Origin of the sequence: Exiguobacterium sp. s83 (genome assembly GCF_018617095.1) — a bacterium.
Taxonomy (GTDB): Bacteria; Bacillota; Bacilli; order Exiguobacteriales; family Exiguobacteriaceae; genus Exiguobacterium; species Exiguobacterium profundum.
The window spans coordinates 25717-46258 of the sequence record NZ_JACSJP010000006.1; the positions used below are offsets into that span (position 1 = coordinate 25717).

The window sequence follows — 20542 nt, forward strand, 5'->3', positions numbered from 1 at the left end:
CACTCCGTTAAGCCATGCTTGGCGGAGTGGACTTTACGATTAAATTACCAACGATAGTGAGCAAACGCTTTGTTAGCTTCTGCCATCTTATGCATGTCTTCGCGTTTCTTAACAGATGCACCAGTGTTGTTGGCTGCATCCATGATTTCGTTCGCGATACGTTGCTCCATCGTTTTTTCGTTGCGGAGACGAGCGTAGTTCACGAGGTAACGAAGACCAAGTGTTGTACGGCGCTCTGGACGAACTTCTACAGGAACTTGGTAGTTAGCCCCACCTACACGGCGTGCTTTAACTTCAAGTACAGGCATGATGTTGTTCATTGCTTCTTCGAACACTTCCATAGGCTCTTTGCCTGAGCGTTCAGCGATGATGCCAAATGCGTTGTAAATGATAGTTTGAGCTGTACCTTTTTTACCGTCTAACATGACACGGTTAATGAGGCGAGTTACCAATTTCGAGTTGTAGATCGGATCTGCGATAACGTCACGACGTTCTGCACGGTTTTTACGCATCCGAGTACCCTCCTTTCAAAATTTCAATTGTAGTTTAGTTGGCGAGAATTACTTCTTCGCAGCTTTCGGACGTTTCGTACCGTATTTAGAACGGCCTTGCATACGTCCATCAACACCTGCAGTGTCAAGCGCACCACGAACGATGTGGTAACGTACCCCTGGTAAGTCTTTTACACGTCCTCCACGGATAAGAACAACGCTGTGCTCTTGAAGGTTGTGGCCAATACCTGGGATGTACGCAGTCACTTCGATTTGGTTAGTCAAACGAACACGAGCATACTTACGAAGCGCCGAGTTCGGTTTCTTCGGAGTCATTGTACCAACACGTGTACAAACACCACGTTTTTGTGGTGAGCTCACGTTTGTTTGTGACTTGATGAAACTGTTGTAACCTTTGTTAAGTGCTGGAGAGTCAGATTTCACGACTTTCGATTTACGTCCTTTACGGACTAACTGGTTAATAGTAGGCATCTTTGAAGATCCTCCCTTCCTGAATGTTGCTATTTTCTAGTCCCACCGACCCGGGTGGTTCATTTAAGGTCATAACGAAACGTTTTTACGAGGCGTAGGCATTCCATGACCTCGCAAAAACGTGAGTTATACCTTGAAAGTGGCAATTGTAGCAGCCAAACCTTCCCGTAGAAAGTTCGGATGGACGTCCAAGTAGCTTGCCGACTGCTGGACATCGTTGTCATCGACAACAACCGATTGGCGGCACTAAATCATAGTAGCACCGCCAACCTGCGCTGTCAAGACGTATTTTACTCGACAGTTGTATCTTCGAGCGCAACTGGCGCCTCATCTTCTTTGAGTTCCACATCACGGTAGACAGCCATTCCAGTACCAGCTGGAACGAGTTTACCGATGATGACGTTCTCTTTAAGTCCGAGGAGATAGTCACGTTTCCCTTTGATTGCTGCATCTGTCAAGACGCGAGTCGTTTCTTGGAACGAAGCCGCTGAGAGGAACGAATCTGTCTCAAGTGAGGCTTTTGTGATCCCGAGAAGGACTGGTTTCGCAGTCGCTGGGTGTTTTCCATCACGAATCGCATCTTTACACGCTTCTTTGAAGACGCTGATGTCGACGAGTGATCCAGGGAGAAGCGGTGTGTCACCTGATTCGATAACTTTGACACGACGAAGCATTTGGCGAACCATGACCTCAACGTGCTTATCACCGATTTCTACCCCTTGCATCCGGTAAACTTTTTGAACTTCTTGGAGAAGATAGTTCTGAACACCAGATACACCACGGACGGCGAGCAATTCTTTCGGATCGATCGAACCTTCCGTGAAGACTTCACCGGCTTCTACTGTGTCGCCGATTTGAACGCGGAGACGCGCTCCGAATGGAATCGTGTATGAGCGAGTCTCACTGAATCCTTCGACCGTGAGTTCACGCTTGTCACGCGATTCTGTGAAGTCGATGACCGTACCAGAGATTTCCGAGATGACCGCTTGACCTTTCGGGTTACGGGCTTCGAATACCTCTTGGATACGTGGAAGACCTTGTGTGATATCGTCTCCGGCAACCCCACCTGTGTGGAAGGTACGCATTGTAAGCTGCGTTCCTGGCTCACCGATTGATTGTGCGGCAATGATACCGACGGCTTCCCCGACTTCAACATTTGATCCAGTTGCCAAGTTGCGTCCGTAACACTTCTTACATACGCCGTGTGACGTGTTACATGTGAAGGCTGTACGGATTTCAACTTTTTCAACACCCGCATCAACGATGATGCGCGCGATGTCTTCTGTGATCAATTCGTTCTTATCGATCAACACTTCGCCCGTTTCAGGGTGTGTGACCGTTTCGAACGATGTACGTCCGACGAGACGGTCGTACAAGCTTTCGATTTCTTCCGTACCTTCGCGGAGTGCAGAAACACGGATTCCGCGGTCTGTTCCACAATCCTCTTCACGGATGATGACATCTTGCGCTACGTCAACGAGACGACGCGTCAAGTAACCTGAATCGGCTGTCTTCAAGGCTGTATCGGCAAGACCTTTACGAGCCCCGTGAGTCGAGATGAAGTACTCTTGAACCGTCAGACCTTCACGGAATGACGATTTGATTGGAAGTTCGATGATGCGACCAGATGGAGCGGCCATCAAACCACGCATACCCGCAAGCTGCGTAAAGTTCGATGCGTTACCACGGGCACCTGAGTCAGACATCATGAAGATTGGGTTCAGGCGGTTGAGGGATTTCATCAATCGAGATTGAATTTCATCCTTCGCTTCGTTCCAAGCACGGACAACGCGCTCGTAACGCTCATCTTCAGTGATGAGACCACGACGGAACGACTTCATGATTTGGTCGACTTGTTTTTGTGCTTCGTCAAGGATTTCCTGTTTATCCGGAAGTACGATGATATCGGCAATCCCGACCGTCACACCCGCTTTTGTCGAGTGCTTGAAGCCAAGATCTTTCATCCGGTCAAGCATGCGGCTTGTTTCCGTCGTTTCAAACTTCTGGAACACTTCCGCGATGACTTTTCCAAGGAAACCTTTTTTGAACGGGTCGATGATTGGACGTGATGCGATTTCTTCCGCAACGTTCGCCCCTTTGTCGATGAAGTACTTGTCAGGCGTTGCTTCCTGTAAGTTTTCCATCGTCGGCTCGTTCAAGTATGGGAACGTATTTGGCAAGATTTCGTTGAAGATCATCTTACCAACTGTCGTAATGAGCAATTTCTCGTTCTGTTCGTCTGTGAACGTTGGGTTGTTGAGCGTACGCGCCGGAAGTGCCACACGCGAGTGCAAGTGGACATAACCGTTTTGGTAAGCAATCAACGCTTCGTTGACGTTCGAGAACACTTTCCCTTGACCGACGGCATCTTCACGTTCGAGTGAGATGTAGTAGTTACCGAGGACCATATCCTGCGATGGTGTAACAACTGGTTTTCCGTCTTTCGGGTTCAAGATGTTCTGCGCAGCGAGCATGAGAAGACGTGCTTCCGCTTGTGCTTCTGCAGAGAGCGGAACGTGGACGGCCATTTGGTCACCATCGAAGTCGGCGTTGTATGCCGTACATACGAGTGGGTGAAGGCGAATCGCACGACCTTCAACAAGAATCGGTTCGAATGCTTGAATACCAAGGCGGTGAAGTGTCGGGGCACGGTTCAAAAGGACCGGATGCTCACGAATGACTTCTTCAAGGACGCCCCAGATTTCAGGTTGCATCTTCTCGATTTTGCGTTTGGCGTTCTTGATGTTTGAAGCGATGCCGCGACCGACAAGCTCTTTCATCACGAACGGTTTGAAGAGTTCAAGCGCCATCTCTTTTGGAAGACCACACTGATACATCTTCAAGTTCGGACCTACGACGATAACCGAACGTCCTGAATAGTCGACCCGTTTACCGAGAAGGTTTTGACGGAAACGACCTTGTTTCCCTTTCAACATGTGTGAAAGTGATTTAAGCGGACGGTTACCAGGACCTGTTACCGGACGACCACGACGACCGTTGTCGATGAGGGCGTCAACCGCTTCTTGAAGCATACGCTTCTCGTTTTGCACGATGATGTTCGGCGCGCCGAGGTCGAGCAAACGTTTGAGACGGTTGTTCCGGTTGATGACTCGACGATACAAATCGTTCAAGTCAGATGTCGCAAAGCGTCCACCATCAAGCTGTACCATCGGGCGAAGCTCTGGTGGGATGACAGGAAGTACTTCAAGGATCATCCAGTCTGGATTGTTTCCTGAAGTGAAGAATGCATCGAGAACTTCCAAGCGCTTGATCGCACGTGTACGACGTTGACCTTGGACTGTTTTCAACTCTTCACGAAGCTCGCCTACTTCTTTTTCAAGATTAACGTCTTGAAGAAGTGTACGGATGGCTTCAGCACCCATGTCTGCTTTGAAGTCGCTACCGTATTTTTCACGATAGAGACGGAATTCTTTTTCCGAGAGAAGTTGTTTCTTCTCAAGCGGAGTATCACCTGGCTCTGTGACCACGTAAGATGCGAAGTAAATGACTTCTTCAAGCGCACGTGGTGACATGTCGAGAACAAGCCCCATGCGGCTTGGAATCCCTTTGAAGTACCAGATGTGCGAAACTGGTGCCGCGAGCTCGATATGGCCCATTCGCTCGCGACGCACTTTCGCTTTCGTCACTTCAACGCCACAGCGGTCACAAATGACTCCTTTATAACGGATACGTTTGTATTTCCCACAGTAACATTCCCAGTCTTTCGTAGGACCGAAGATTCGTTCACAGAATAATCCGTCCTTCTCTGGTTTAAGTGTACGATAGTTGATCGTTTCCGGCTTTTTGACTTCACCGTAAGACCACGAACGGATCTTCTCTGATGAAGCCAAGCCGATTTTCATATATTCAAATCGATTAACATCTACCAAGGGGCCGACCTCCCTTTTCGCCTTATTCCTCTTCCGTAACAGTCGGTTGAACGACTTGTTCTAACGCCGATGTTGCGTTCGGGATGTTGTCGTCATCTTCATCTTTCATTTCGACTTCTTCATCATCCGCTGACATCATCTTGACTTCCATACCGAGCGCTTGAAGCTCTTTGATCAAGACGCGGAATGACTCAGGAACGCCCGCTTTCGGAACGCTCTCGCCTTTCACGATGGCCTCATATGCTTTCACACGACCGACCGTGTCATCCGACTTGATTGTCAAGATTTCTTGGAGCGTGTAGGCTGCACCGTACGCTTCAAGAGCCCAAACTTCCATCTCCCCGAAGCGCTGACCACCGAACTGTGCTTTACCACCGAGCGGTTGTTGCGTAACGAGTGAGTATGGTCCTGTCGAACGAGCGTGAAGTTTGTCATCAACCATGTGCGCGAGTTTGATCATGTACATGACACCGACCGAGACGCGGTTATCGAACGGTTCACCCGTACGACCGTCATAGAGACGCGTTTTCGCATCTTTATCCATACCAGCCTCTTCAATCGTTGCCCATACGTCTTCCTCACGCGCTCCATCGAATACAGGTGTTGCCACTTTGATACCGAGCTTCTTCGCTGCCATACCAAGGTGGAGTTCAAGTACCTGACCGATGTTCATACGAGATGGTACCCCAAGCGGGTTGAGCATGATGTCAACCGGTGTACCGTCTGGCATGTATGGCATATCTTCTTCAGGGAGGATTCGCGAGATAACACCTTTGTTACCGTGACGTCCCGCCATCTTATCCCCTTCGTGAATCTTACGTTTTTGAACGATATAGACACGTACCATTTGGTTGACGCCTGGAGACAATTCGTCACCGTTTTCACGGTCGAACACTTTGACATCCAAGATGATTCCGTCTCCACCGTTTGGTACACGAAGTGACGTATCACGTACTTCACGTGCCTTCTCACCGAAGATTGCGTGCAAGAGACGCTCTTCCGCCGTCAATTCTGTAACGCCCTTAGGTGTTACTTTACCGACGAGGATATCGCCATCCTTGACTTCAGCTCCGATGCGGATAATTCCACGATCGTCCAAGTTACGAAGTGCGTCATCTCCGACGTTTGGAATATCACGTGTGATTTCCTCTGGTCCGAGTTTCGTGTCGCGTGACTCTGACTCGTACTCTTCGATATGAATCGACGTGTACACGTCATCTTTCACGAGACGCTCACTCATGATGATCGCATCCTCATAGTTGTAACCATCCCATGTCATGAAGGCAACGACGACGTTACGGCCGAGCGCGAGCTCACCCATATCCATCGATGGACCGTCTGCAAGGATTTCTCCTTTTTCGACACGGTCACCAGCTGCGATGATTGGTTTTTGGTTATAGCATGTCCCTTGGTTCGAACGGACATATTTTTGAAGTTTGTAACGGTCAAGGTCACCTGAAACCTCAGAACCGTTCACGTCAGACGTGCGACGGATCAAGATTTCACGCGCTGTGACGCGTTCGACGACACCTGGGTATTTCGCAACAATAGCTGCCCCAGAGTCTTTCGCAGATACGTATTCCATGCCGGTACCGACAATCGGTGAATCCGGTTGAAGGAGTGGTACTGCTTGACGTTGCATGTTCGCTCCCATGAGGGCACGGTTCGAGTCATCGTTCTCGAGGAACGGGATACATGCCGTTGCGGCAGAAACAACCTGTTTCGGCGAAACGTCCATGTAGTCCACTCGGCTTGGCTCGACTGACAAGTTTTGTCCGCGGAAACGGCAAAGAACTTGTTCGTCTGCAAAGTGGCCATCTTCTGTGAGCGGCATGTTTGCCTGTGCGACGACATAGAGGTCTTCCTCGTCAGCCGTCATATATTGAATGTCGCCAGTGACAAGACCTGTTTCTGGGTCAACACGACGGTATGGTGCTTCGATGAAACCGTACTCGTTCACTTTCGCATAAGACGAGAGTGAGTTGATGAGTCCGATGTTCGGCCCCTCTGGTGTTTCGATTGGACACATCCGACCGTAGTGCGAATAGTGAACGTCTCGAACTTCGAAACCAGCACGCTCACGTGTCAAACCACCCGGTCCAAGTGCAGAGAGACGACGCTTGTGCGTGAGCTCTGCGAGCGGGTTCGTTTGGTCCATGAACTGTGACAATTGCGAGCTACCGAAGAACTCTTTAAGTGATGCGATAACCGGGCGGATGTTGATGAGCGCCTGTGGTGTGATCGCATTTTGATCTTGAATCGACATACGTTCTTTTACGACACGTTCCATACGGGAAAGCCCGATCCGGAATTGGTTTTGGAGAAGTTCTCCGACTGAACGAAGACGACGGTTTCCTAAGTGGTCGATGTCATCTGTTGTTCCGACTTCGTGAAGTAAGTTGAAGAAGTAGTTGATTGAAGCGATAATATCGGCTGGCGTAATATGTTTTACGCTGCGATCGATATTGCCATTTCCGATGATGTTCAAGATACGCTCTCCATCTGGGTCATCCGGTGAGATGACTTTGATTGACTGAAGACCGAATGGCTCACCTTCAGCGACACCACCAGTTGGTTCCGCATCGATATAGCCAAGGCCGTTCTCCAAGTGCGGGAGGATACGATCTAAGTTGCGGCGGTCGAGGATTGTTCCAGCTTCGGCGAGTACCTCGCCTGTTTCCGGGTCCACGAGCGTTTCCGCTAATTTTTGACCGAACAAACGGTTCTTAAGATGAAGTTTTTTGTTCATCTTATAGCGACCGACGTTCGCTAAGTCGTAACGTTTCGGGTCGAAGAAACGTGAAACGAGAAGAGATTTCGCATTTTCTACCGTTGGTGGTTCACCAGGACGGAGACGCTCATAAATCTCGATCAACGCTTTCTCTGTAGACTCCGTATTATCTTTTTCAAGGGTGTTACGAAGGTATTCGTCATCCCCGAGAAGGTCGATAATTTCTTGGTCCGTACCGAATCCGAGGGCACGCAACAACACCGTTACCGGAATTTTACGGGTACGGTCGATACGAACATAAACGATATCTTTGGCATCTGTCTCGAGTTCGAGCCAAGCACCACGGTTCGGGATGACGGTTGCGCCAAATCCACGTTTACCGTTTTTATCGAGTTTAGCGTTATAGTACACGCTCGGTGAACGGACAAGCTGGGAAACGATGACGCGTTCTGCACCATTGATGATAAACGTTCCCGATTCTGTCATGAGCGGGAAATCCCCCATGAACACTTCTTGTTCTTTGAGCTCACCTGTCTCTTTGTTTTGGAGACGCACTTTTACGCGAAGTGGCGCAGAATAAGTAACGTCGCGCTCCTTCGATTCATCGATTGAATACTTCGGCTCACTGAGCGAGTAATCGATGAACTCCAATACGAGGTTTCCTGTGAAGTCGGAAATCGGTGAAATGTCTGTGAACATTTCCTTCAATCCTTCACGCAAGAACCACTCATAAGAAGCAGTTTGAATTTCAATCAAATTCGGAAGCTCTAATACCTCACTGATACGGGCAAAGCTTCTTCTCTGACGGTGACGACCGTACTGAACAAGTTGACCAGTCAACTGATTCACCTCTCAGACCCCCAATTCTTTAGCGAATTTTTCGGGCGTAATAATCGAACATTGTCATTGAATGTCGCTCGTTTTCCGTCTCTAAAAAGCGGCAGACACGGCAGTTTCAAGCGAATTCCATTCCAATGGCATTTTATAATGTTAGCATATACGTTATAGCGAGTCAACAAGACTTCACCGTTTGTCAAGACCGAATTGCCCGGAAAATAAAGTAACCTTTTTCTTTCGCGATCGTTTCAACTTGACCAAACACCTCTTCTAATAACTTTTTAGCAGAAGGTGCTCCTTGTTTCTTTTGAATGACGACATAGATTGCTCCTCCATCGACGAGGTGCGTATGTGCTTCACGCAAGATCGTATGGACGACTTGTTTCCCCGCACGAATCGGCGGATTGGTGACAATGGCGGCAAACCGTTCTCCCCCCACCGCGTCATACGCGTGAGAAAGCCGTGTTTCGACCGTCACTCCATTACGGGCGGCGTTTTGCTCAGAGAGCGCCAGCGCACGCTCATTCACATCAATGAGCAAGGCCTCACGCCCAGAGGCATCGGCAAGCGAGATCCCCATCGGACCATAGCCGCAGCCTACATCTAAAATACGTCCCGACACATCAGGCATCTCAAACGTTTCAATTAAAAGACGTGACCCAAAATCGACCGACCCTTTCGAGAACACACCGCGGTCCGAAGTGAAGTGATACTGTTTCCCTCGCAACTCATACGTCCATGTCTCTGGGGCACTTTCCGAACGTGGATCGTTCGTATAGTAATGATCTCCCATGCGTTGAACCTCCTAACCCATTCTTCAAGGAAATAAAAGAAGCTCGCCATGGCGAGCTTCTATAGGTTGTGAAGTTGAATTACTTAACTTCAACAGATGCGCCAGCTTCTTCAAGCTTAGCTTTGATTGCGTCAGCGTCTTCTTTAGAAACGCCCTCTTTGACTGGAGCTGGAGTTCCGTCAACGAGTGCTTTTGCTTCTTTAAGGCCGAGACCTGTGATTTCACGAACAGCTTTGATGACGTTGATTTTACCAGCGCCAGCGTTTGTGAGGATTACGTCGAATTCAGTTTTCTCTTCAGCTGCTGCGCCTGCGCCAGCACCTGCAACTGCTACTGGAGCTGCTGCTGATACGCCGAATTCTTCTTCGATTGTTTTTACGAGTTCGTTAAGTTCGAGAACCGTCATTGATTTGAGGTCTTCGATGAATTGCTCTTTGTTGAAAGCCATTATGGTTTTCCTCCTTTGATGTTGTGAAAAAGTTTTTTTGAGTTACGCTACGCGACAAAAATTAAGCTGATTGCTCTTCTTTTTGTTCTGCGATTGCATTTGTTGCGACTGCGAGCCCACGGATTGGAGCTTGAAGTACGCTGAGAAGCATCGAGAGAAGACCATCGCGTGATGGAAGTTCTGCAAGGGCTTTGATTTCTTCGAGTGAAGAAACTTTACCTTCGATGATTCCGCCTTTGAGTTCGAGCGCTTTGTGCTCTTTCGAGAAGTCGTTCAAGATCTTCGCTGGAGCAATAACGTCTTCTTTAGAGAAGGCGATTGCTGTAGGACCAGTGAAGACTTCGTCAAGACCTTCGAAGTTCGACTGAGTAGCCGCGCGGCGAAGAAGACCGTTCTTGTAAACTTTGAACTCGATTCCAGCGTCACGGAGTGATTTACGGAGTGTAGTCACTTCTTCAACTGTAAGTCCACGGTAGTCAACAACAACTGTTCCAACGCTCGCTTGCATTTTCTCAGCGATTTCATCGACGAGTGCCGATTTCTGAGCTACGATTTTTTCGTTTGCCATGTGTTTGCACCTCCTAGTCAATTCTTATACCGGACGAGAGGCTGCTCTCCAAAAGAAATCCCTCGTATGAAGACATACGAGGGCGTAATTGTTTGAAAGTAAACCTGTGACAACAGGCTCAAGTTCGAGCAAAGACACCTCGGAAGGGTTTACGGACCGATGTCCACCTTCTGTCTACGGTAATCCAACATATTCGGTTGAACGTGTATTACTTTATCAGCGGTGTCACACGTTGTCAACAATTTATTTCAACAAGATTACTTAAGGAAATCTGCAGTCGCTACACGGATCCCAGGACCCATTGTAGATGAAAGCGAGATGTTTTTAAGGTAAGTTCCTTTTGCAGTAGCAGGCTTCACTTTCATGAGTGTTTCGAGAATTGTCTCGATGTTCTCAGAGAGTTTAGATGCTTCAAATGATTTCTTACCAACTGGAACGTGGATGTTACCAGCTTTATCAACACGGTATTCAACTTTACCAGCTTTGATATCCGCGATTGCTTTTTCTACGTCGAAAGTAACTGTTCCTGTTTTCGGGTTAGGCATGAGGCCTTTAGGTCCGAGAACACGACCAAGTTTACCAACTTCACCCATCATGTCAGGTGTCGCAACGATTACATCGAAGTCGAACCATCCTTGTTGGATTTTGTTGATGTACTCAGCGTCGCCAACGTAGTCTGCTCCAGCAGCTTCCGCTTCTTTCACTTTCTCACCTTTTGCGAAGACGAGAACTTTTTGTGTTTTACCAGTACCGTGTGGAAGTACAACGGCACCACGGATTTGTTGGTCTGCTTTCTTCGGATCTACGCCGAGACGGACAGCAACTTCGATTGTTTCATCGAATTTAGCAGTAGCTGTTTTTTGAACGAGCTCGACAGCTTCAGCGAGGTCGTATGACTTCGTGCGGTCAACAAGCTTAGCTGCTTCTTGGTGTTTTTTACCCATGATCTTTTCCTCCTTGTGGTTAGCGGAATTTCCTCCCACATAATGAAGGGATTGAAGGTGAGCAGTATTCACCGACAACCCCAGAGACTAGCAATTAGTCTTCGATTACAATACCCATACTACGTGCAGTACCTTCAACCATAAGCATCGCTGTTTCTACAGATGATGCGTTAAGGTCAGGCATTTTAAGTTCAGCGATTTCGCGAACTTTGTCACGCTTAACCGTTGCTACTTTCTTACGGTTTGGTTCACCAGAACCACTCTCGATACCAGCAGCTTTCTTCAAGAGAACTGCAGCTGGTGGAGTTTTCGTAATGAATGTAAACGAACGATCTTCGTATACCGTGATGACTACAGGAATAATCAATCCGGCTTGGTCTTGTGTACGAGCGTTGAACTCTTTACAGAATCCCATGATGTTAACACCTGCTTGACCAAGTGCTGGACCTACTGGTGGAGCTGGGTTTGCTTTACCAGCTGGGATTTGAAGTTTAACGAGTTTAGAAACTTTTTTCGCCACGAGACACACCTCCTTAAGTCTAAAATGTGGTTTCTTGGACGTTGTGCGCCCTCCCACTCAATCTATTAGGTCGAGTTTGTACCGAAATAAAGCACAACATCAAACATTTTCGATTGTACCATCCGTTTTACGGATTAGCAAGTGGGTTTAGTTAATTTTCTGAACTTGTTCGAAATCAAGCTCAATTTTTGTTTCACGACCGAACATGTCGACCACGACTTTGAGCTTCTCTTTGTCGGCTTCAATCTCGTCGATTGTTCCTTCAAAGTTCTCAAATGCGCCTTCTTTCACGCGGACAAGGTCACCGAGTTCATAGTTGTAACGATCTTTCTTCTCGATGAGTCCCATTTGTGACAAGACGTTTGTCACTTCGTCCGGTTGGAGTGGGATTGGTTTTGCCCCACCACCCGTTGAACCGAGGAAGCCGGTGACGTTTGGCGTGTTGCGGACAACATACCATGAATCGTCAGTCATGACCATCTCTACGAACACATAGCCCGGGAAACTTTTGACTTCACGTTCTTTGATTTTCTTCTCGCCACTCTTCAATGTGACTTCTTCTTGCGTCGTTTCAGTCGGGACGAGGACGCGGAAAATTTTATCTTCCATGTTCATCGAACCGATTCGACGTTCTAGGTTTTCTTTGACGTTATTCTCAAAACCTGAGTACGTCTGGACAACAAACCATTGTTTCTCCACGGCTTTCACCTCTTCCTTAGTTAATCAATAAATTGACGAGATAACTGACCCCAGTATCTACGCCGAACACGAACAGGCCAATCACGACAACAGTCGCGATGACAGTAATGGTATATTTCGTGAGTTCTTTACGAGTCGGCCAACTCGTTTTCTTCAACTCTTTCCATACGTCGCGCAAAAAGTTCATGGTAGCTTCCTCCTACATTGAATGCCAATCTACGTTACTTTGATTCCCGATGCAGCGTATGCGCGTTACAGCGGCGACAAAACTTCTTCATTTCAAGCCGTGTCGACACGCCGTCTTTTTTTGTCGTCGAGTACTCTCGAGACCCGCATTCTGAGCAAGCGAGACTTACTTTCTTTGCCATTCATAAGCGCCCCTTTCGACTACTCTCTCTTAAAAAAGAGCGAAAAAAAAACGCCTCCTGTAAATGGCGTCTACGGACAAGGCGCTGCTTTTAAAGTATCACATAGGAGGCACGCGGTCAATAATCGGTTAGCTCGTGAGCATCCGGACGTCGACATGACGCTCGAATTTCTTCTTCACACGTTGCAACGCATTATCGATCGATTTGACATGACGATCGAGATCGTCTGAAATCTCTTGATAAGAACGTCCGTCTAAATAAAGACGCAATACTTTCCGTTCGAGGTCACTCAAGATCTCATCCATCTTCGCTTCCATGAACGTCTGTTCTTCCTGTGTCACGATCAATTCTTGTGGATCAGTCGGATGTGGTGGCAAGATGACATCGAGCAACGTCCGGTCAGACTCTTCATCAAAAATTGGTTTATCGAGTGACACATATGAATTGAGCGGAATATGTTTTTGGCGTGTCGCCGTCTTGATTGCCGTGATCATCTGACGGGTGATACACATCTCAGCAAAGCTTTTGAATGACGCAAGTCGCTCGTCCTTATAATCACGCACACCTTTATAAAGGCCGATCATCCCTTCTTGGACGATGTCCTCGTGATCTGCACCAATCAAAAAGTATGAACGTGCCTTCGCCCGCACAAAATACCGGTATCGTTCAATCAAAAACTCGAGCGCGTCGCTATCCCCTTCGTTGCGCGCCAATAAGACCAACTCTTCGTCTGACATTTTTTCAAACTGTTCGTACGGCCATCCGTTCATGCTCGTTACCCCCCGGCGATTGATCCTGAACTATGTAAGGTTGTGTCCCATTATAGGACTCCCTACTCCTATGCGTCAAACAAATTTCTAAAAATTCCGTCAATTGAATACTGTGTAACTCATATATGTAATAGTATACAACATTCCTTTGCAAAAAAATGTCAAAATCGAAACAAAGACGAGTCCATTTGATGAACTCGTCCGTGATTTCAATCACCTTTTGATTTGCGACGTCGCATTTCTTCAAACTTCGCTTGAATATGCGGTGGAATATCAATCGTCTTCCGATTCGCTTGTTCTTTCTCGAGCGACACGCGCTGTTGTTCAATCAATGTTTTCGCATGCTTCCAATCTTTCAACAGTTCGGTTGCCGGGACGCGCAATGCGCCTTGACCAAAGATGACCCACTGCTCCGTGAAATCGTTCGTCGCGACGAATAATGTAATGAGCCGGTCATCCACTAATTCATGGGCACGCCGCTCAATCCATTCGTCCGCCGTCTCATTCTCTTTCGTATAGACAACGTCGACCCGACTCCGCTTCTCTTTGGATTCACGACCATAACGCATATGGGCGTCAAACACGATGGTGACCTCTTTGCCGGACACAGCCTGATATTCTGCCATCGCCTCAATCAACAGATTACGTGCTTGTTCAAAATCTACGTCGCGGAGACTTCTCAAGTGAGGCCACGCGCCGATGATATTATATCCGTCGACAAGAAGGAGCTCACGCTTCAGGATACTCATGCCAATGGATGACGTGAGCGATGCACCTCATACAGGAGGAGCGCCGCTGCAACAGATGCATTGAGTGACGTGACATGACCGACCATCGGTAAATGAACAAGGAAGTCGCACGATTCGCGCACGAGTCGGCTCATCCCTTTGCCCTCACTTCCAATGACCACAACGAGTGGAATATTTCCATCCAATCGACGATAGTCCTGACTTTCTTTCGCATCGGTCCCGACGACCCACAATCCTTTTTCCTTCAACTCTTCAAGTGTCCGTGTCAAGTTCGTCACACGCGCCACCGGAATATGCTCAATGGCCCCGGTCGAGGCTTTGGCAACCGTTTGAGTCAAACCGACCGAGCGACGTTTCGGAATGATGATCCCATGTGCGCCAACAGCATCGGCGGTCCGTAAAATCGAACCGAGATTGTGCGGGTCTTCGAGCTCATCTAGTAAAATGAAGAGCGGTGTCTCATCTTTCGAAGCTGCGAGAGCGAACATGTCTTCGACTGTTTTGTATTCATAAGCCGCAACCGCCGCAACGACTCCTTGGTGATGTTCACTGCCAGCCATCTTCTCAAGTTTCGTTTTTGGGACGAATGACACTTGGACCGATGCTTCGTTCGCCATCGCGATAATTTGAGCGAGTGGTCCCTTTTGCTGACCTTCCATAATGAATACTTTATTCATATCCCGACCACTTCGCAGTGCCTCGAGTACCGGGTTACGACCGTAAAGGAAGTCAATCCCTTCCTCCATCACATCGACTTCCTTATAGTCAGGGCGTTCTGCCTTTTGGCGACGCGCGCGATCTGGTCGTTCCCCACGAGGGCGGTCAAACGTTCGTTTCTCCGCTCCCCGATTTCCGTCATGTCGTTTCGGTCGACTCGGCTTCGAGTCGTTCGAACGCTTGTTTGATGAGTTCTTCAAGACGATCCCTTCTTTCTGTCAAATAGATATACCCAATCAATGCCTCGAACGCCGTGGAATAACGATACGTGTGCACATCGACCCGCTTTGGAACCGATCCGGATTTCGCATTCTTTCCACGTCTGACGACAGCCTGTTCCTCTTCTGTCAACGCATCCGTCTCTAACCAAAATGTCACGACGCTCGCCTGCGCTCGTGCATTGACGTAGCGGACCGCACCCCGGTGTAAGTCATTCGGGCGCGTCAATCCTTTCTCGAGCAGGCGTCTCCGTACAGCCATTTCGTATACCACGTCTCCCATGTAAGCGAGCGCAAGGGCATTCATTTGTTTCGGTTGCATCATAACCGCTTCCACCGAACCCCTTGGGCCGTGTCTTCGAGTTGGATGTGTTGTTCTTTTAGTAAATCACGAATCTCGTCAGCCCGGGCAAAATTACGTGCCGCCCGTGCGTCGTTCCGTTCTTGAATCAATTGGTCGATCTCGTCATCCAATAGTTCTTTTTCTTCTGCCAACGTCAAGCCGAGGACACCCGTCAATTCATCAAATAGCGACAGGACCTGTTCTAGCGTCGCTTTGGCCACATGATCGGCCTTCGCATAAATGTTCGCTTCCCGTGCCAAGTCAAAGAGGACGGTCACGGCGTTGGCCGTATTGATATCATCATCCATTGATTCGATGAAAGACGCTTTGATGGATTCAAGCTTCCGTTCCATCGACTCGCTCGCCTCTCCAAGTCCAGCTGTTACCGACAAGCGATATTCAATATTCTGATAGGCTTCCTTGATTCGGCTCCAGCCGTTCGCCGCTTGTTCAATCAATTCTCGGCTATAGTTGATCGGATGACGATAATGTACAGACAACATGAAGAAGCGCAGGACCATCGGGTCGACTTCTTTCAACGCCTCATGGACGAGGAGGAAGTTTCCGAGCGACTTAGACATCTTCTCATTTTCAATGTTAATGAAGCCGTTATGCAACCAATAGTTGGCGAACTTCGCATGGTTGCAAGCTTCTGACTGAGCAATCTCGTTCTCGTGGTGTGGGAATTTCAAATCATGACCGCCCGCGTGTATATCAATTGTTGTCCCGAGATGTTTTTTCGCCATCGCCGAGCATTCGATATGCCAGCCCGGACGTCCTTTGCCCCACGGACTATCCCATGATGGTTCATCCGGTTTAGCCGCTTTCCATAAGACGAAGTCGAGCGGGTCTTCTTTCTTCTCCCCGACATCGACACGTGACCCGGCCCGCAAATCTTCAATCGATTGCTGGCTCAATTTTCCGTAAGTCTCAAACTTCTTCGTCCGGAAATACACGTCTCCTTCTGATTCATAAGCGAACCCTTCCGTCTCTAATTGACGAATGAATTCGATGATTTCTACCATCGTATCGGTAACACGCGGATGCACGTCTGCCGGTTGAACGTTAAGTGCCCCTGTATCTGCTAAATATGCCTCTATATAGCGATTCGTCAGCGTCTCCGTGTCTTCTCCTAATTCATTCGCCGTACGAATGATCTTGTCATCCACGTCTGTGAAGTTCAAGACGTATTTGACCTCGTACCCACGATACGTCAAGTAGCGACGAACCGTATCGAAGGCGATCGCCGGACGGGCGTTTCCAACATGAATGTAGTTGTAAACGGTCGGACCGCATACGTACATCGATACTTTACCCGGAACAATCGGGACAAACGGTTCTTTTTTATTCGTGAGACTGTTGTACAGCTGAATCATGTGTCTTCTCCTCCATCCGCTTTTCAAGCGTTGCTAATTTTTGTTGTAGTTCATCCACTGCCGCTTCTAAGCGTTCTTGGCATTCGCGGTCCGGATCTGGGAAACGATGATCTAGATCATGTTGCTTCACACGCTTACCGTTTCGGATGACGACACGACCTGGAATTCCGACCACGGTCGAATCAGACGGCACATCGTTCAATACGACCGAGCTCGCTCCGATTTTGACGCAATCGCCGACCGTGATGTTCCCAAGTACTTTCGCCCCCGCTGAAATAAGCACGTCACTCCCGATTGTCGGGTGACGCTTCCCTTTCTCTTTCCCCGTTCCACCCAGGGTGACGCCTTGATAGATGGTGACGTCATTCCCGATAATCGCCGTCTCACCGATGACGACACCGAAACCGTGATCGATGAACACGCGGTCCCCAAGGACTGCCCCCGGATGAATTTCAATCCCGGTCAACCAACGACTGAACTGGGCTAATAATTTGGCCACCAGTTTCACGTTACGTTTCCATAATCCGTGCGCGATGCGGTGTGCCCATATGGCGTGAAGGCCTGGGTAAGTCAGTGCCACTTCTACTTTCGAACGAGCGGCAGGGTCTAGTTCCAGGACAGTCCGCAAGTCTTCGCGTACACTGCTCCAAAATCCCATAATCGATATCTCCTTTTCTTATACAAAAACAAAGACGCCCCTGTGCCAAGGCACAGAGACGCCGTAAGCGCGGTTCCACTCTGTTTGGGAAAATGCGTTCCCCTCTCAAGTCTCGTTAACGCCGAGTCACGGCCTCGACTACATATCGCCGAGACGGCTCCGAGGTGCACTTCTTCGGGGGACACATCTAGAACTCCCAGCCTAGGTTCTAGTCTCTGCAACGTGTCGTACCGCTTACTTTCCTCATCGATGCCTTTATTACGCTAATAAAGTTGTCAGACGCTTCAACACACGCTCTTTTCCGATTAACGAAATGGCGTTCGGGAGTTCCGGTCCATGTGTTTGCCCTGTCGTAGCGACACGGATCGGCATGAACAAGTTCTTCCCTTTTTGACCGGTCGCTTTTTGCGTCGCTTTCGTCGCCGCTTTAATCGCTTCCGGTGTGAAGTCTTCGATTGCTTCGAGCTGCTGTTTGAACTCTGCAAGAACAGCAGGTACCGTTTCACCTGAAAGGACAGCGTTCGCTTCCTCGTCATACTCGATTTCATCTTTGAAGAACAAGTCTGTCAACGCGACGATTTCTGCTCCGTGCGTCATTTGTTCTTTATACAATGCAATCAAGTTTGTCGCCCAATCCGCTTCCTCAACAGATACCGCCTCGGGTAATCGTCCTGCTTCTTGTAAGAATGGTAAACTGAGTGCCACCACTTCGTCAAGCGTGGCCTTCTTCATGTAGACACTGTTGATCCAAGAAAGTTTTTGTTGGTCAAAAACCGCCGGACTCTTCGACAAACGTTTCGCATCAAACATTTCAATGAACTCTTCTTTTGAGAAGATTTCTTCTTCCCCGACGGGTGACCAGCCAAGGAGCGAAATGAAGTTGAAGAGCGCTGCTGGCAAGTAACCAAGATCCGCATATTGTTCGATGAACTGAATAATCGATTCGTCCCGTTTTGATAACTTCTTATGTTGGTCATTGTAGATGAGCGTCATGTGACCGAATTCAGGATAGTCCCAACCAAGTGCGTCATAGACCATCATCTGTTTTGGTGTGTTCGCGATATGGTCGTCCCCACGCAACACGTGACTGATCTTCATCAAATGGTCGTCCACGACAACTGCGAAGTTGTACGTTGGAATGCCGTCCTGTTTCACGATGACCCAGTCACCGAAATCTTTCGATTCAAACGAGACGTCTCCTTTGACGACATCTGTCCATTTATACGTCACGCCTTCCGCCACACGAATCCGAATAGACGGTTTACGCCCTTCCGCTTCAAACGCTTCACGTTCTTCAACAGTGAGGTTACGGTGCGCACCCGAGTAACGTGGTGCCTCCCCACGTGCGATTTGTGCTTCACGCTCTGCTTCAAGCTCCTCCGAGGTCATGTAGCATTTATAAGCAAGGCCTTTGCTCATCAACTCATTGACGTACTTCTCATAAATCGCAAGACGCTCCATTTGATAATATGGACCGTAGTCTCCGTCACGCCCTGGACCTTCATCCCAGTCGATGCCGAGCCATTCCAAGTATTTCATCTGACTCTCGACACCGTTCAACACATTCCGTTTCTGGTCAGTGTCTTCAATCCGAAGAATCATTTTTCCGCCAGCATGGCGAGCAAATAAGTAGTTAAACAACGCAGTCCGCGCATTTCCGATATGGAGATGCCCCGTCGGACTAGGCGCATAGCGTACACGCACTTCACTCATAATAGTTCCACCTTTCTTCTCTTCTGCCCAAATAGTATACCATTTCTGTCAAGCCCGGTTGAGTAAGATGACCGCTTGCGCCGCAATCCCTTCTTCGCGTCCCGTGAAGCCCAGTTTCTCCGTCGTCGTCGCTTTCACGTTCACCTGCTCGATGTCCGCCTCAAGAAGTTCAGCGATGACCGCTCGCATCTCATCAATGTAAGGACGAAGTTTCGGACGTTGTGCCATGACCGTCGCATCTACATTTCCGAGAACGTACCCTTGGTCTTTCACGAGCTGCCAGACGTGACGAAGCAATACTTTCGAATCCGCATCTTTAAATTCCGGGTCCGTATCCGGGAAGTGCTTTCCGATATCACCTGCCGCAATTGCTCCAAGTGCCGCATCCGCAATCGTATGGAGTAACACGTCCGCATCAGAATGACCGAGCAGTCCGCGCTCATGTGGAATCTCAATCCCTCCTAAGATTAACGGACGTCCTTCTGCAAATGCGTGTACATCAAACCCTTGACCAATTCTCATTGTAATTCCTCCTCCGCTAAAATCGCGTCGCCGAACAATAAATCTTCGGGCGTCGTCATTTTGATGTTGTGATAGTCCCCAAGGACCACTTGTACCGATTCGCCGAGCCACTCAAACAAACTGGCATCATCCGTGCCCATTACTTGTTGTTCGACCGCTCGTTCATGTGCCGCCAAAATCGCTTTCGCCTGAAAGGCTTGCGGCGTTTGTGCCAACCACAGGTTTTCACGGGGAACGGTGCGTTCGATGTGATGACGTTGAACTTGTTTGACCGTATCTTTAACGGGTACCGCCAAGATGGCACCACCTTGCCGTGCCGCTTCAGCCACTTGATGCAACTGTTCACGTTTTACAAACGGACGCGCACCGTCATGAATCATCACAATCGTATCGGGTGCAACAACCTTCAGTCCTGCATGGACACTCTGTTGTCGTTCTTCCCCTCCTGCTACGTATGTAACCGGCGTCTTCATCTGTGACGTTATCTCCTCGAACCAGTCCCGTTCTTCCGGCCGGATGGCTAACACAATCCGTTCGCACCACGGATCGGTATCGAACGTCTGTAACGTCCAAGCGATAATCGGTTTGTCACGGAGCGTCAGCATGAGCTTATTCGCATCCGCACCCATCCGTTTCCCTCTCCCGGCAGCCGGGATGACAACTGTATAAGCTACCATGTAAATACCTCTCTTCGT

21 protein-coding genes and 2 other annotated features are annotated in these 20542 nt (G+C 48.7%); all 21 genes read right to left on the bottom strand.

The window, feature by feature from the left end:
• Positions 1–44: 44 nt before the first annotated feature.
• The 21 genes from rpsG to ispD all read right to left on the bottom strand — a co-directional run bounded on the left by rpsG (position 45) and on the right by ispD (position 20524).
• Complete coding sequence (gene rpsG / locus KNO73_RS14075; protein WP_012727682.1) at positions 45–512, bottom strand: 30S ribosomal protein S7; 468 nt, start codon at positions 510–512, stop codon at positions 45–47.
• A 48-nt stretch (positions 513–560) separates the two neighbouring features.
• Positions 561–983, bottom strand: a complete 423-nt coding sequence (gene rpsL, locus KNO73_RS14080; protein ID WP_012727683.1) for a 30S ribosomal protein S12 — start codon at positions 981–983, stop codon at positions 561–563.
• Positions 984–1273: 290 nt separating this feature from the next.
• Positions 1274–4873, bottom strand: coding sequence for a DNA-directed RNA polymerase subunit beta' (gene rpoC / locus KNO73_RS14085; protein ID WP_012727684.1), 3600 nt, complete (start codon positions 4871–4873; stop codon positions 1274–1276).
• A 22-nt stretch (positions 4874–4895) separates the two neighbouring features.
• A complete protein-coding gene (rpoB, locus tag KNO73_RS14090) occupies positions 4896–8444 on the bottom strand; it encodes a DNA-directed RNA polymerase subunit beta (protein WP_074037866.1) in 3549 nt (1182 codons plus the stop codon).
• Positions 8445–8637: 193 nt separating this feature from the next.
• Positions 8638–9234 (bottom strand): class I SAM-dependent methyltransferase, encoded by a 597-nt coding sequence (locus KNO73_RS14095; RefSeq protein WP_012727686.1) that lies wholly within the window; start codon positions 9232–9234, stop codon positions 8638–8640.
• Positions 9235–9313: 79 nt separating this feature from the next.
• Entirely contained in the window at positions 9314–9682 is a 369-nt protein-coding gene (rplL, locus tag KNO73_RS14100; protein WP_012727687.1) for a 50S ribosomal protein L7/L12, read from the bottom strand.
• A gap of 61 nt (positions 9683–9743) precedes the next feature.
• On the bottom strand, positions 9744–10250 hold the full coding sequence (rplJ, locus tag KNO73_RS14105; protein WP_012727688.1) for a 50S ribosomal protein L10: 507 nt from the start codon (positions 10248–10250) through the stop codon (positions 9744–9746).
• Positions 10251–10294: 44 nt separating this feature from the next.
• Positions 10295–10448 (bottom strand) — a sequence feature (ribosomal protein L10 leader region).
• A gap of 59 nt (positions 10449–10507) precedes the next feature.
• Positions 10508–11194 (bottom strand): 50S ribosomal protein L1, encoded by a 687-nt coding sequence (gene rplA / locus KNO73_RS14110; protein ID WP_012727689.1) that lies wholly within the window; start codon positions 11192–11194, stop codon positions 10508–10510.
• A 94-nt stretch (positions 11195–11288) separates the two neighbouring features.
• Positions 11289–11714 carry a 50S ribosomal protein L11 gene (rplK, locus tag KNO73_RS14115; protein WP_012727690.1) on the bottom strand — a complete coding sequence of 142 codons (426 nt, stop codon included), beginning with the start codon at positions 11712–11714 and terminating at the stop codon, positions 11289–11291.
• A 147-nt stretch (positions 11715–11861) separates the two neighbouring features.
• Positions 11862–12413 carry a transcription termination/antitermination protein NusG gene (gene nusG, locus KNO73_RS14120; RefSeq protein ID WP_012727691.1) on the bottom strand — a complete coding sequence of 184 codons (552 nt, stop codon included), beginning with the start codon at positions 12411–12413 and terminating at the stop codon, positions 11862–11864.
• A gap of 16 nt (positions 12414–12429) precedes the next feature.
• Positions 12430–12600, bottom strand: coding sequence for a preprotein translocase subunit SecE (gene secE, locus KNO73_RS14125; protein ID WP_012727692.1), 171 nt, complete (start codon positions 12598–12600; stop codon positions 12430–12432).
• A gap of 34 nt (positions 12601–12634) precedes the next feature.
• Positions 12635–12781, bottom strand: coding sequence for a 50S ribosomal protein L33 (gene rpmG / locus KNO73_RS14130; RefSeq protein WP_012727693.1), 147 nt, complete (start codon positions 12779–12781; stop codon positions 12635–12637).
• Between the two features lie 128 nt (positions 12782–12909).
• A complete protein-coding gene (gene sigH / locus KNO73_RS14135; RefSeq protein ID WP_031421852.1) occupies positions 12910–13551 on the bottom strand; it encodes an RNA polymerase sporulation sigma factor SigH in 642 nt (213 codons plus the stop codon).
• A 209-nt stretch (positions 13552–13760) separates the two neighbouring features.
• Entirely contained in the window at positions 13761–14300 is a 540-nt protein-coding gene (locus KNO73_RS14140) for a YacP-like NYN domain-containing protein (protein ID WP_012727695.1), read from the bottom strand.
• Positions 14297–15046: a 23S rRNA (guanosine(2251)-2'-O)-methyltransferase RlmB gene (gene rlmB / locus KNO73_RS14145; RefSeq protein WP_215112658.1), complete on the bottom strand. Its 750-nt coding sequence runs from the start codon at positions 15044–15046 to the stop codon at positions 14297–14299. Before rlmB ends, KNO73_RS14140 begins: the two co-directional genes overlap by 4 nt.
• Before the next feature lie 109 nt (positions 15047–15155).
• Positions 15156–15560 (bottom strand): Mini-ribonuclease 3, encoded by a 405-nt coding sequence (locus KNO73_RS14150; protein ID WP_074035355.1) that lies wholly within the window; start codon positions 15558–15560, stop codon positions 15156–15158.
• Positions 15557–16954, bottom strand: coding sequence for a cysteine--tRNA ligase (gene cysS, locus KNO73_RS14155; RefSeq protein WP_078147870.1), 1398 nt, complete (start codon positions 16952–16954; stop codon positions 15557–15559). Before cysS ends, KNO73_RS14150 begins: the two co-directional genes overlap by 4 nt.
• Positions 16923–17612 (bottom strand): serine O-acetyltransferase, encoded by a 690-nt coding sequence (gene cysE, locus KNO73_RS14160; RefSeq protein WP_012727699.1) that lies wholly within the window; start codon positions 17610–17612, stop codon positions 16923–16925. Before cysE ends, cysS begins: the two co-directional genes overlap by 32 nt.
• Positions 17613–17663: 51 nt before the next feature.
• Positions 17664–17871 (bottom strand) — a binding site (T-box leader).
• Entirely contained in the window at positions 17871–19328 is a 1458-nt protein-coding gene (gene gltX, locus KNO73_RS14165) for a glutamate--tRNA ligase (RefSeq protein WP_215112659.1), read from the bottom strand. (Overlaps the previous feature by 1 nt.)
• A gap of 45 nt (positions 19329–19373) precedes the next feature.
• Positions 19374–19847 (bottom strand): 2-C-methyl-D-erythritol 2,4-cyclodiphosphate synthase, encoded by a 474-nt coding sequence (gene ispF / locus KNO73_RS14170; protein WP_012727701.1) that lies wholly within the window; start codon positions 19845–19847, stop codon positions 19374–19376.
• Positions 19844–20524 (bottom strand): 2-C-methyl-D-erythritol 4-phosphate cytidylyltransferase, encoded by a 681-nt coding sequence (gene ispD / locus KNO73_RS14175; protein ID WP_078147871.1) that lies wholly within the window; start codon positions 20522–20524, stop codon positions 19844–19846. The genes ispF and ispD overlap by 4 nt, the downstream gene beginning before the upstream one ends.
• Positions 20525–20542 lie beyond the last annotated feature (18 nt).

What these genes read in the sequence shown, in the direction of transcription:
- rplA (WP_012727689.1), bottom strand. Translation starts at nt 11,194, where the DNA reads ATGGGTAAAAAACACCAAGAAGCAGCTAAGCTTGTTGACCGCACGAAG.
- KNO73_RS14140 (WP_012727695.1), bottom strand. Translation starts at nt 14,300, where the DNA reads ATGAGTATCCTGAAGCGTGAGCTCCTTCTTGTCGACGGATATAATATC.
- KNO73_RS14150 (WP_074035355.1), bottom strand. Translation starts at nt 15,560, where the DNA reads ATGATGCAACCGAAACAAATGAATGCCCTTGCGCTCGCTTACATGGGA.
- secE (WP_012727692.1), bottom strand. Translation starts at nt 12,600, where the DNA reads ATGAACTTTTTGCGCGACGTATGGAAAGAGTTGAAGAAAACGAGTTGG.
- cysE (WP_012727699.1), bottom strand. Translation starts at nt 17,612, where the DNA reads ATGGGATTTTGGAGCAGTGTACGCGAAGACTTGCGGACTGTCCTGGAA.
- rplJ (WP_012727688.1), bottom strand. Translation starts at nt 10,250, where the DNA reads ATGGCAAACGAAAAAATCGTAGCTCAGAAATCGGCACTCGTCGATGAA.
- rpsG (WP_012727682.1), bottom strand. Translation starts at nt 512, where the DNA reads ATGCGTAAAAACCGTGCAGAACGTCGTGACGTTATCGCAGATCCGATC.
- rlmB (WP_215112658.1), bottom strand. Translation starts at nt 15,046, where the DNA reads ATGGAGGAAGGGATTGACTTCCTTTACGGTCGTAACCCGGTACTCGAG.
- rpmG (WP_012727693.1), bottom strand. Translation starts at nt 12,781, where the DNA reads ATGGCAAAGAAAGTAAGTCTCGCTTGCTCAGAATGCGGGTCTCGAGAG.
- KNO73_RS14095 (WP_012727686.1), bottom strand. Translation starts at nt 9,234, where the DNA reads ATGGGAGATCATTACTATACGAACGATCCACGTTCGGAAAGTGCCCCA.
- rpsL (WP_012727683.1), bottom strand. Translation starts at nt 983, where the DNA reads ATGCCTACTATTAACCAGTTAGTCCGTAAAGGACGTAAATCGAAAGTC.
- cysS (WP_078147870.1), bottom strand. Translation starts at nt 16,954, where the DNA reads ATGATTCAGCTGTACAACAGTCTCACGAATAAAAAAGAACCGTTTGTC.
- ispD (WP_078147871.1), bottom strand. Translation starts at nt 20,524, where the DNA reads ATGGTAGCTTATACAGTTGTCATCCCGGCTGCCGGGAGAGGGAAACGG.
- sigH (WP_031421852.1), bottom strand. Translation starts at nt 13,551, where the DNA reads ATGAACGGATGGCCGTACGAACAGTTTGAAAAAATGTCAGACGAAGAG.
- ispF (WP_012727701.1), bottom strand. Translation starts at nt 19,847, where the DNA reads ATGAGAATTGGTCAAGGGTTTGATGTACACGCATTTGCAGAAGGACGT.
- rplL (WP_012727687.1), bottom strand. Translation starts at nt 9,682, where the DNA reads ATGGCTTTCAACAAAGAGCAATTCATCGAAGACCTCAAATCAATGACG.